The sequence below is a fragment of the Achromobacter sp. genome (assembly GCF_057314935.1).
Map to the genome: position 1 here is coordinate 1 of NZ_DBHKZA010000122.1, position 11132 is coordinate 11132.

At 66.1% G+C, this 11132-nt stretch carries 9 protein-coding genes; 6 read left to right on the forward strand and 3 right to left on the reverse strand.

The genetic code is table 11. The features are described from left to right. Positions 1-146 precede the first annotated feature (146 nt). Genes nirB through ACO6D5_RS27860 form a run of 3 tightly spaced genes read left to right on the forward strand, consistent with a single transcriptional unit; the run spans position 147 to position 4324 of the window. A complete protein-coding gene (nirB, locus tag ACO6D5_RS27850; protein ID WP_485827181.1) occupies positions 147-2708 on the forward strand; it encodes a nitrite reductase large subunit NirB in 2562 nt (853 codons plus the stop codon). Continuing rightward, positions 2708-3055, forward strand: a complete 348-nt coding sequence (nirD, locus tag ACO6D5_RS27855; RefSeq protein WP_485827182.1) for a nitrite reductase small subunit NirD — start codon at positions 2708-2710, stop codon at positions 3053-3055. Before nirB ends, nirD begins: the two co-directional genes overlap by 1 nt. A gap of 6 nt (positions 3056-3061) precedes the next feature. Next, the gene (locus ACO6D5_RS27860; RefSeq protein ID WP_485827183.1) at positions 3062-4324 is read left to right on the forward strand and encodes a nitrate- and nitrite sensing domain-containing protein; all 1263 of its coding nucleotides are present in this window, start codon (positions 3062-3064) and stop codon (positions 4322-4324) included. A 9-nt stretch (positions 4325-4333) separates the two neighbouring features. Here ACO6D5_RS27860 and ACO6D5_RS27865 read toward each other — a convergent pair whose 3' ends face one another. The 3 genes from ACO6D5_RS27865 to ACO6D5_RS27875 all read right to left on the reverse strand — a co-directional run bounded on the left by ACO6D5_RS27865 (position 4334) and on the right by ACO6D5_RS27875 (position 7647). After that, positions 4334-5866 (reverse strand): MFS transporter, encoded by a 1533-nt coding sequence (locus ACO6D5_RS27865; protein WP_485827184.1) that lies wholly within the window; start codon positions 5864-5866, stop codon positions 4334-4336. Between the two features lie 84 nt (positions 5867-5950). Beyond that, positions 5951-6406: a MarR family transcriptional regulator gene (locus ACO6D5_RS27870; protein WP_315846281.1), complete on the reverse strand. Its 456-nt coding sequence runs from the start codon at positions 6404-6406 to the stop codon at positions 5951-5953. 179 nt (positions 6407-6585) lie between these two features. Further along, on the reverse strand, positions 6586-7647 hold the full coding sequence (locus ACO6D5_RS27875; protein WP_485827185.1) for a LacI family DNA-binding transcriptional regulator: 1062 nt from the start codon (positions 7645-7647) through the stop codon (positions 6586-6588). 112 nt (positions 7648-7759) lie between these two features. Between ACO6D5_RS27875 and ACO6D5_RS27880 the strand changes: the two genes are divergently transcribed. The 3 genes from ACO6D5_RS27880 to ACO6D5_RS27890 form a co-directional block, all read left to right on the forward strand. Further along, entirely contained in the window at positions 7760-8779 is a 1020-nt protein-coding gene (locus tag ACO6D5_RS27880) for a TRAP transporter substrate-binding protein (protein WP_485827186.1), read from the forward strand. 9 nt (positions 8780-8788) lie between these two features. Continuing rightward, positions 8789-10669, forward strand: a complete 1881-nt coding sequence (locus tag ACO6D5_RS27885; protein WP_485827187.1) for a TRAP transporter large permease — start codon at positions 8789-8791, stop codon at positions 10667-10669. 74 nt (positions 10670-10743) lie between these two features. Further along, on the forward strand, positions 10744-11132 hold a 389-nt coding region (locus ACO6D5_RS27890; RefSeq protein WP_485827188.1), incomplete at its 3' end, for a VOC family protein.

The following is an 11132-nucleotide window of genomic DNA, read 5'->3' on the forward strand; positions in this document are numbered from 1 at the left end:
TCCGCTGGCACGGACTTTGCTTAAGTGTTCATGCAGGCCGCAAGGCAAGCACCACAACTTGAGCAGTTCCGGCAAAGGCGCCCCGACCGCAAGGTCCAGGGCGCCTTTTGCCTTTTTGATTCATCCATCCAAGCCTGGGGATTTCCATGAAAGCAGCGGCCACTCCCAATTCCTTGCAGACCCTGGTCGTGATCGGCAACGGCATGGTGGGGCACCATTGCGTCGAGCAGTTGATCGCCCGCGGCGCCCTTGCGCGCTACCGCATCCACGTCTACGGCGAGGAATCGCGCCGCGCCTACGACCGCGTGCATCTGTCCGAATACCTGAACGGGCGCGACGCCGAGTCGATGGCGATGAGCGGCGCCGAGTTCTATGCGCAGGACGGGCTGACGCTCCACCTGGGCGAGCCAGTGCTGGAAATCGACCGCCATCACCATGAAATCGTGACAGCGACTGGCCGCCTCGCCTATGACAAGCTGGTGCTGGCCACGGGCTCCTACCCCTTCGTTCCCCCGATTGCCGGCGCCGAAGGCGCGTCGCGGCTGGTGTACCGCACGATCGACGACCTGGACCTGATCCGCGCAGCGGCCAGCGGCGCGCGGCGTGGTGTGGTCGTGGGCGGCGGGCTGCTGGGACTGGAAGCCGCCAATGCGCTGAAGTCGCTGAACCTGGAAGCCCACGTGGTGGAATTCGCGCCGCGCCTGATGCCGGTGCAACTGGACGACGCGGGCGGCAACGCGCTGCGCGCCCGCATCGAAGCGCTGGGCGTGGGCGTACACCTGTCGCGCGCCACGCAGGACATCAAGCCGGGCACGCGCTACCGGTACCGCATGCGCTTTGCCGAAGGCGAACCGCTGGAGACCGACCTGATCGTGTTCTCGGCCGGCATCCGCCCACAAGTGACGCTGGCGCGCCAAGCCGGGTTGGCCCTGGCCGAACGCGGCGGCGTCGCCATCGACGACCGCTGCCGCAGCAGCGACGACCACATCTACGCCATCGGCGAATGCGCGGCCTGGAATGGCAGCGTGTTCGGCCTGGTCGCGCCGGGTTATCAGATGGCGCGCATCGTCGCGGCCGAGCTGTGCGACGCGCCGGAATACCCCTTCTCCGGCGCCGACATGTCGACCAAGCTGAAATTGCTGGGCGTGGACGTGGGCTCCATCGGCGACGCGCACGGCGCGACGCCGGGCGCGCGCAGCTATCGCTACATCGACGAGGCCGGCGCCAGCTACCGCCGGCTGGTGGTCTCGGCCGACGGCAAGCGCGTCCTGGGCGCCGTGCTGGTTGGCGACAACCGCTATTACGACACCCTGCTGCAGTATGTGCAGAACGGCATCGCGCCGCCACCGGACCCCGCCAGCCTGATCTTGCCGCTGGGCAAGGCCGCGCCCGCGCTGGGCGTGGATGCGCTGCCGGCCACCGCCACCCTTTGTTCCTGTCACAACGTGAGCAAGGGCGCGGTCAGCGCCGCCATCGACGGCGGCTGCTCCGATCTGGCCGGCGTCAAACGCTGCACGAAGGCGGCCTCGGGCTGCGGCGGCTGCGCCAGCCTGCTCAAGCAGGTGGTGGAACACGAACTGGCCAGCCGCGGCGTCGCCGTGGACAAAAGCCTGTGCGAGCATTTCGCCTATACCCGCCAGGAGCTGTACGCCATCGTGCGCGTAGGCGGCATCGAGACCTTCGAGGCCCTGCTGGCCAGCCATGGCAAGGGGCACGTGGGTTGCGACATCTGCAAGCCAGCGGTCGGCTCCATCCTCGCGTCGTGCTGGAACCGCCCCATCCAGGACCCGCACCTGGTGCCGCTGCAAGACACCAACGACACGTTCATGGCGAACATGCAGAAGAACGGCACGTATTCGGTGGTGCCGCGCATTCCCGCCGGTGAGATCACGCCCGACGGCCTGATCGCCATCGGCGCGGTGGCCAAGAAGTACCAGCTCTACACCAAGATCACCGGCGGCCAGCGTATCGACCTGTTCGGCGCGCAACTGCATGAACTGCCCGACATCTGGGCCGAGCTGATCGCCGCCGGCTTCGAGACCGGCCACGCCTACGGCAAGTCCACCCGCACCGTGAAGTCCTGCGTGGGCAGCACCTGGTGCCGCTACGGCGTGCAGGACAGCGTGCAGATGGCGCTGGACATCGAGCACCGCTACAAGGGCCTGCGCTCGCCGCACAAGCTGAAGTTCGCGGTGTCGGGCTGCACGCGCGAGTGCGCCGAGGCGCAAAGCAAGGACATCGGCGTGATCGCCACCGAAAACGGCTGGAACCTGTACGTGTGCGGCAACGGGGGCATGCGCCCGCGCCACGCCGAACTGTTCGCCACCGATCTGGATGACGCCGCGCTGATCCGCACGATCGACCGCGTGCTGATGTTCTACATCCGCACGGCCGACAAGCTGCAGCGCACGTCCGTCTGGCGCGAATCGCTGGAGGGCGGCCTGGCGTATCTGAAGGACGTGGTGCTGAACGACAGCCTGGGCCTGTGCGCGGAACTGGACGCCCAGATGCAATTGGTGGTGGACCGCTACGAATGCGAGTGGGCCAACGCGCTGAACGACCCGGAAAAGCTCAAGCGCTTCCGTACCTTCGTGAACGACCGCGGCGGCGACCCCGACATCCGGTTCGTGCAGGAACGCGGCCAGCCCCGCCCTGCCCCGGCGCGCGCGCCCTCGCGCGTCATCCCCATCGCAGAGGAGATCGCCTGATGAACGCCCCCGCCCCATCCCGCCCCTGGCGTCCCGTCTGCACGCGGCAGGACCTGGTGGCCCAGTCTGGTGTCGTCGTGCTGGTGGACGGCGAGCAGATCGCCTTGTTCTACCTGCCCGGCGCCGAAGGCCGCGACTTGTACGCCATCGAAAACCGCGACCCGAAATCGGGCGCGAACGTCATCGGCCGCGGCCTGGTCGGCCATATCGGTGGCGAACTGGTCGTGGCCTCGCCGCTTTACAAGCAGCACTTCCGGCTAGCCGACGGCACCTGCGTACAGTATCCCGAGCAGCGGCTGCGCACCTGGCACGCACGCCTTGCCGGCGACGCCGTGGAAATCGCCTGACCTGCCATGGCCGAACGTCACCTGCCACCGCCGTTGCGCTTCCTGCTGGCCGCCCGGCGTAGCGAACTCCTGGACCTGGAAGCCCTGGCGGGCACCTGCGAATTGGTGGTGCGCATCAGCGCGCTGGTGCACGTGCTGCAAAAAGAGCGCGGCTACTCCAACCTGACGCTGTGCAGCCCGCCAGGCCGCCTGCAACAGGCCCTGGCCGGGCTAAGCCAGGACGCTGCAAGCGTCGAGGCGCAGTCACGCCCGTTCCTGGACGGCCAGGCCGCCGACCCCGCGCAAGGCAGCGGCCGCGCGCGCTTGCTCAACTGCATCGCCTTTGCCCTGTTCCGCCTGGATGAGCTGCCCGCGTTGCGCCGCCAGGTCCGCGACCGATCCGTGCCCGTCGAAGACGCCGATTCCCGCTTCACCCAGGTGATCGGCAGCCTGCTGGCCGTCGTCTTCGAAGCGGCCGATTTGGCGCTGGATCCCGGCGTTACCCGCATCCTGGTGGCGCTGCTGAACTTCATGCAGGGCAAGGAATCGAGCGGCCAGGAACGCGCCTGCGGCGTGACGGGCTTTACGGCCGGATGCTTCACCGACACTCAAAAAGCGCGCATGCTGGGCCTAGCGGCCAACCAGCGGCGCAGCTTCGATACCTATGCGCACTATGCGGAGGGCGCCGCGCTGCAATGCTGGGCCGAACTCCAGCAACAAGACCCGCCGCTGCAGCGGATGCGCGACATGGCGCAGCGCACCGATAGCGCACGACCTGTGGATAGCACACTGGCCGAGCTGTGGTTTAACCTGAGCACGGCGCGCATCGATGCCATGCGCGAAGTCGAGAGCCTGCTGGCCGAAGCTTTGGCCCTGCAATGCAACCGGCGCATCGCCGAAACCCGCCAAGAGCTGAACGACCGCCGCCTGCTGTTAAGCCGCTATGCCGACCATGCCAGCGGCCGCGCGCCCAGCATGCTGTTCCGCGTGCAAAGCCGCATCGTGGATACGCCTCCCTCGGACGGCCTGGGCAATGAACTGGAGCGGTCGATCCTGGACATGATGCGTGAACAGACGCTGCGCCTGCAGCGCACCGACGACGCGCTGAACGCCGTGCGCGGCGCCCTGGACGAAAAAAAGCGCATCGATCGCGCCAAGCTGCTGCTGATCAGCCATTACGGCCTGACCGAGCCAGCCGCGCATGAACGCCTGCAACGCGCCGCGATGGATGGCGGCCTGGCGTTGGCCGACGTGGCGCGCCAGGTGATCGGCCAATTGGAAGGCAATTGACGCCACGGCCTACCGGAACACCCGCTGCGTCAGGCTGACCGCCACGCCTGCCAACGCCAGCACGGCCAGCCCGCGAAAATGATCCAGATTCGCCAACAGCACCGATTGCTGATTCAGCATTTGCGAGATCTGCGCCATGGCCATCTGCTGCGCCTGCGCGGGATCCGCCACCGTGGCGTACACGGCGCTGAGTTGCGCCTTGGCCGCTTCGAAATTGGCGTTGCCCGTGGCGATGCTCTCTTGCAGCACGTTGTAGTGTTCGGACGTCAGCCACTGCTGCCCCACGGTCGCCAGCATGATGCCAAGTGCCTGTCCGACCTGCGCCAGCATGTTCTTGACTTGCTGCGCATGCGCGAAGACGGCAGGGTCGTGCGTCAATCCCGCGAAGGTGTTCATCGCCGTGGCGGGCATGACGATCATGATGAACACGCCGTAGCAGGCCAGCGCGGGCAACACGTCCGTCCAGGCGTCCGCCGTGGGCGACAGGCGCGACATCAGGACGCCGAACGCCGCCAGGGCCAGGAACCCCGCCACGAAAAACTTGCGCGGCGACGGCCAGCGGGCAAGCAACTGCGACATCACCACAAACGTCAGCACGCCGGCCCCCAGCCCCATCGCAAAGAACACGCCCGTGTTGGCCCAGGAATGGCCCAGCGCGCGCTGCAGCATCAGGGGCACCAGATAGCCATTGGCGCCCAGCATCAGATAGCAGAACATGAAGAGCGCCAGGCCGCTCAGGAAGCGCACCTCTTTCATGCCGCCCAACTTGAGCAGCGGCGCGCCGGTGCGCGTTTCCGACCACACGAAATACGCCAGCGCGGCCAGCCCCGCCAACGCGAACAGCACAAGCAGATGACGGTCGCTGAAAAAGTCGTAGTAGGACCGCTGCAAGGCATGCAGCACCAGGAAGCTGCCCAGCCCCAGTGCGGCGATCGGCGCGAAGCGTGCCTGCCCGGCCACCGTGGCGCCGCCTTCCTTGCCCGGCATGGAGCATGCGACCGGGACCATCGCCAGCACCGACAGCACCGCCACCAGCCAGAACATCAGCGGCCAACCGTCGTGCTCGACAGCCAGCGACGCCAGCCAGGGCGCCAGCGCCGTACCCGTGCACAGCCCCGTCGCCAGCGCCTTGATGCCCTGAAACCGCGCAGGGCATGGCGGGATCAGGTTCACGGTCAGCCGCGACGAGGTCAACATGGCGGCGCACCCCGTGGCCATCAGCACCCTGCCCAGCAGAAAGCCCGCTACGCTCAGCGACAACGCGCACACCACCGCGCCTACCCCCGCGGCACCCAGAGACGCCAGCAGGTATCGGCGCAAACCCAGGTGATGCACCAGCCACCCTTGAAGCGCAATCAGCACCACCGCGACGCAGGCGTAGATGACCGCGACGGTCGTGTATTCCTCGGGGCTGGCGCCGATCTCGCCCATGATGGGCGCGGCGGCAAACGTGACCATGCCGTTCTGCAGGAAATCGACGAAGGTCAGCGCACCGATCGTCATCAGCAAGGCGGGCGGAACCGCAGGTTGGGTAGCTCTCATGGCGGGCGTGGCAAACGTTTGTCTATGCCCAGGCTGTATATGCCTAGGCAGATAAATGATTAAAAAAAAAGCGGGCTGGTGGTGTCAGTCCGCTGCAGCATTGACGAGCAACCGCGATAACAGCTTGTGCAACATCTCGGCATCGCCCTCCGAAAACCCGGCCAGCAGACGCTGCATGGCGACCTCAGCCGCGGCCAGCGCCTGCGGCAACGCGGCCTGCCCCTGCTCGGTCAGTTCGATCAGATAGCTGCGCCGATCGGCTTCGTTTTCCACGCGGCGAATGAATCCCTTGGCCACGATGCGGTCCAGCAAACGGGTCATGGCGCCCGAGTCGTACGCCAGCACCCGGCAAAAGTCGCTAAGCGTTCGGCCCCAGCCTTTGGCCAGACAGTTCAGCACCACGTACTGCGGCGTGGTGAGTTCGAACGGGGCCAATTCGCGTTCCAGGGCCTCGTGGATGCTGTTGCGCACCGACGTCACCATGAAGCCGAGTTCGCCGGTATGGAAGCGGTCCAGCACGGTAGGTTTGACGGGGGACATGGTTGCCTTCAAGCAGCTGCAGGTCGATTTCCGAAGTTTATCTGCCTAGGCAGTTAATACGCAAGCGATAAATGCATTAACGCAATGCACGCCGGAAGGCGTCGGACCAAGGCTGGCCACGCCAGACCACGGCGGGCGGGCCACGACGCGCGACAGGGACTGCGGCGAACCCGCTCGAACTACGGCAGGTTCTCGCGAAAAATCACCTGGCTGCGCGCGAGTTCCACGCCGTTCATCGGGCTTCGCTTGTCGCGCAGGTTGCAGAAGATGCGCACGCAGCTCATCAACGCTTCCATCGGGCTTTGCGTGATGACGGCGTCCATCGTGCCGTCGATCAGCAACGACCGGGTGTCAGGCGTCAAGCCGTGGCCAATGAAGACCACCCGGTGCTGCTGGCCCGCCTCTTTCAGCGCACGCGCCACCCCGTCGGACGCCCCGCCGATGTTGTAGATGCCCGCCAGATTGGGATATTGCTCCAGCAACTGGCGCGTCTGCTCGTAGTTGCGTTGGGCGTCGTCATAGCCTTCGCGCAGGTCCACCACCTGCATGGCCTGGAACTGTTCGGCATACAGCTGCAAGAAGCCGCTTTCGCGCTCTTCATGAGCGCGGTAATGGCGCGAACCGGCGATCAGCGCCACATGCGCCGCGCGCGACCCGATGAAGCGCGCGATCAGGTACCCGGCCGTGCGGCCCGCGGCGCGGTTGTCCAGCCCCACATAGGCCGTGCGCGCGCTGTTGGCCAGATCGGAAATCAGCGTGACCGTCGGCACGCCCTGCTGCGCCAACGTGTTGACGGCTTCGCGCACCACCGGGTGCTCCAGCGCCATGAAGGCGATGCCGTCGGCCCGTTTGCCATGCTTGGCCAGCGCCTGGGCCAGGGCGTCGGGGTTGAAGCTTTCCACGTATTCGATCTGGCACTTGGCGTTCAGCGGCCCGAAGTGCTCATGCGCATAGCTGACGGTGTCACCCAGCATGCGCAGGTAGCGGTTGCTGCCGCGCGGCAGCAGGAACACCAGCCGCATCGGTTCCGCCGGAGCGGCGGCGCCCAATTCCTGTTCGGGCAGGTAATCCAGTTCGATGGCGGCCTTGAAGACCTTTTGCGCGGTGTTGGCGCGCACCCCGGGCCGGCGGTTCAGCACGCGGTCGGCCGTGGCGGTAGACACGCCGGCACGCGCGGCCACGTCGGCCAAGCGGGCGAGCTTGCGTTCGGGAGCGGCTTTATTCACATCAAAAACCATCATGAATGGGGTTTGACGATGATACTGCCTATTCACTATTGTCCACACTGCCGCATGGGATTGGCGTTTTTGTGGCACATCAAAAAACATCATAAATACGATTATGGAGACAACCATGAAGCTGCTGACACGCCGCAGTGCCCTGCGCCGCCTTTGCGCCGTTCCCGCCGTGGCCCTGGCTGGCGGATTCCCGCTGATCGCCCGCGCGGCCGATTACACGCTCAAGTACGGCAACAACCTGCCGGTGACCCACCCGCTGAACATCCGCGCCCAGGAGGCCGCCGAACGCATCCTGAAGGAAAGCAACGGCCGCGTGGACATCAAGATTTTCCCGAACAACCAGTTGGGCGGCGACACCGACATGCTGGCGCAAGTGCGCTCGGGCGGCATCGACTTCTTCACGCCGTCGGCGCTGGTCATCGCCACGCTGGTGCCGGTGGCCGCCATCAACGCGGTGGGCTTCGCGTTCAAGGACTACAACCAGGTCTGGGGCGCCATGGACGGCGCGCTCGGGGCGCACGTGCGCGCCGCCATTGCGCAGCGCAAGCTCTACGCGTTTGAAAAGATGTGGGACAACGGCTTTCGCCAGACCACCAGCAGCAAGGCGCCTGTCGCTTCCGCCGCCGACATGAACGGCCTGAAGATCCGCGTGCCGGTCAGTTCGCTGCCCATCTCCATGTTCAAGGGCCTGGGCGCCGCGCCCGCCAGCCTGCAGTTCAGCGAGGTGTATTCGTCCTTGCAGACCAGGGTGGTGGACGCGCAGGAGAATCCGCTGCCCATCATCCAGGTCGCCAAGCTCTACGAAGTGCAGAAATACTGCTCGCTGACCAACCACATCTGGGACGGCTACTGGTTCATCGCCAACGGCCGCATGTGGGAGGGCCTGCCGGAAGACCTGAAGACCGTCGTCGCCCGCGGCATCAACGAAGCCGGCCTGGCGCAACGCGAAGACATCAAGAAGCTCAACGCCTCGGTGCAATCCGATCTGGAAGCCAAGGGATTGCTCTTCAACCAGCCGGCCGCCGACAGTTTCCGCGAACAGTTGCGCACCGCCGGCTTCTACAAGGAATGGCAAGGCCGCTTCGGCAACGAGGCCTGGTCGCTGCTGGAACAAAGCGTCGGCAAGCTGGCCTGAGGTCGCGCCATGTCCTCCCTGTCCGCCCCCCACGCCGCGGCCCCGGTGCTGCCGGCCAATCCCCTGCGCCGGGCCGCCAGCGCGCTGGACAGCGCGCTGGGCTGTGTGGTCGAGCACGCCGCCGCCGCCATCGTCCTGATCGAGATCTTCGTGCTGTTCGCCGGCGTGGTCGCACGCTACGCGTTCCATAGCCCGCTGGTCTGGTCCGACGAGCTCGCCTCCATCCTGTTCCTGTGGCTGTCGATGCTGGGCGCCGTCGTGGCCTTGCGGCGCGGCGAGCACATGCGCATGACGGCGCTGGTCAACAACGTCAGCCCTGCGCGCCGCGCGCAGCTGGAAACCGTGGCGCTGGCCGCGTCGCTGGCGTTCCTGATCCTGATCCTGGCGCCTGCCATCGAGTACGCCCACGAAGAACACTTCATCATCACCCCGGCGCTGGAACTCAGCAATGCATGGCGCGCGTCAGCCATTCCGGTGGGCATGGGCCTGATGGCCGTGGTGGCCGTGCTGCGCCTGCTGCGCACCCAGCCGCTGCCGCAAGTGCTGATGGCGCTGGTGGGAGTAGCCGTGGTCGTGGCCCTTTTCTGGCTGGCGCAGCCGCTCTTCAAGGGGCTGGGCAAGATCAACCTGGTGATCTTTTTCGTCGGCATCGTGGCCGCCACCGTGTTCTCGGGCGTGCCCATCGCGTTCTCATTCGCGCTGGCGACGTTCTCCTATCTGGCGCTGACCACCAACACGCCGATGGAAGTCATGGTCGGCCGGCTGGACGAAGGCATGTCGCACCTGATGCTGCTGGCGGTGCCGCTCTTCATCTTCCTGGGGTCGCTGATCGAGATGACGGGCATGGCGCGCGCCATGATCCAGTTCCTGGCCAGCATGCTGGGCCACGTGCGCGGCGGCCTGTCCTATGTGTTGATCGGCGCCATGTACCTGGTGTCGGGCATCTCGGGGTCGAAGATCGCCGACATGGCGGCCATCGCGCCCGTGCTGTTCCCGGAAATGCAGAAGCGCGGCGCCAAGCCGGGCGACCTGGTGGCGCTGTTGTCGGCCACCGGCGCGCAGACCGAAACCATCCCGCCGTCCATCGTGCTGATCACGATCGGGTCAGTCACCGGCGTATCGATCGCCGCGCTGTTCACGGGCGGCCTCTTGCCCGCGGTGGTGCTCGGCCTGGCGCTGTGTTCAGTGGTGTGGTGGCGCTACCGCAAGGAAGACCTGAGCCTGGCGCAACGTTTCAGCGCGAAGGAAATCGGCCGCTTCTTCGTCATCGCCCTGCCCGCCGTCGCCCTGCCCTTCGTGATCCGCGCCGCCGTCGTCGAAGGGGTGGCCACGGCCACCGAGGTATCGACCATCGGCATCGTGTATTCCGCCGTGATCGGCATCCTGATCTACCGGCGTTTCGACTGGGCGCGCCTGCGGCCCATGCTGATCGAAACGGCCTCCCTGTCCGGCGCCATCATGCTGATCGTGGGCTGCGCCACCGCCATGGCCTGGGCGCTGACGCAATCGGGCTTCTCGGGCGACCTGGCCCGCCTGATGGCCGGCATGCCCGGCGGCAGCTACGGTTTCCTGGCCGTGTCCATCGTCGCCTTCATCATCCTGGGCAGCGTGCTGGAAGGCATTCCCGCCATCGTGCTGTTCGGGCCGCTGCTGTTCCCGATCGCGGTGCAGGCCGGCGTGCACGAAGTGCACTACGCGATGGTCGTCATCTTCGCCATGGGCATCGGCCTGTTCGCGCCGCCCTTCGGCGTGGGCTATTACGGCGCCTGCGCCATCAGCCGCGTCGACCCCAACGAGGGCATCGGCCCGATCTGGGGCTACATCGCCGCGCTGCTGGTCGGGCTGATTGTCGTCGCCGCCTTCCCCTGGTTCTCGATCGGTTTCCTGTGATGCGACGCGGCGGGCGCCCAATGCCTGCCGCGAGCGCCTCGCCTATTCAGCCAACTTTTTCATAAAGATCCATCATGAGTCGTTTCCTGGGCGAAATCCGCCAACTCGGTTATGTGGTGCACGACATCGAAGCTGCCATGGACTACTGGAGCACCACGCTGGGCGTGGGCCCCTGGTACTACAACCCGCGCGTGCCGATCGTGAATTACCAGTACGACGGCGCCCGCCACGAGCCGCACAACTCGGTGGCGCTGGCCAACTCGGGTTTCGTGCAGGTGGAGCTGATCCAGACGCGCAACGACGTGCCGTCCATGTATCGCGACTTCCTGCAAGCCGGCCGCACCGGCCTGCAGCACGTGGCCTACTGGACTGAAAGCTACGACGCCGATCTGGAACGCCTGCTGGCCCAGGGCTTCAAGCCCAAGATGAGCGGAGAAGTGGGCGAGAAAGGCCGCTTCATCTA

Excerpts from the sequence above, each read along its gene's own strand:
- ACO6D5_RS27865 (WP_485827184.1), bottom strand. The coding sequence starts at position 5,866 with ATGAGAGCTACCCAACCTGCGGTTCCGCCCGCCTTGCTGATGACGATC.
- nirD (WP_485827182.1), top strand. The coding sequence starts at position 2,708 with ATGAACGCCCCCGCCCCATCCCGCCCCTGGCGTCCCGTCTGCACGCGG.
- ACO6D5_RS27860 (WP_485827183.1), top strand. The coding sequence starts at position 3,062 with ATGGCCGAACGTCACCTGCCACCGCCGTTGCGCTTCCTGCTGGCCGCC.
- ACO6D5_RS27880 (WP_485827186.1), top strand. The coding sequence starts at position 7,760 with ATGAAGCTGCTGACACGCCGCAGTGCCCTGCGCCGCCTTTGCGCCGTT.
- ACO6D5_RS27875 (WP_485827185.1), bottom strand. The coding sequence starts at position 7,647 with ATGATGGTTTTTGATGTGAATAAAGCCGCTCCCGAACGCAAGCTCGCC.
- ACO6D5_RS27885 (WP_485827187.1), top strand. The coding sequence starts at position 8,789 with ATGTCCTCCCTGTCCGCCCCCCACGCCGCGGCCCCGGTGCTGCCGGCC.
- nirB (WP_485827181.1), top strand. The coding sequence starts at position 147 with ATGAAAGCAGCGGCCACTCCCAATTCCTTGCAGACCCTGGTCGTGATC.
- ACO6D5_RS27870 (WP_315846281.1), bottom strand. The coding sequence starts at position 6,406 with ATGTCCCCCGTCAAACCTACCGTGCTGGACCGCTTCCATACCGGCGAA.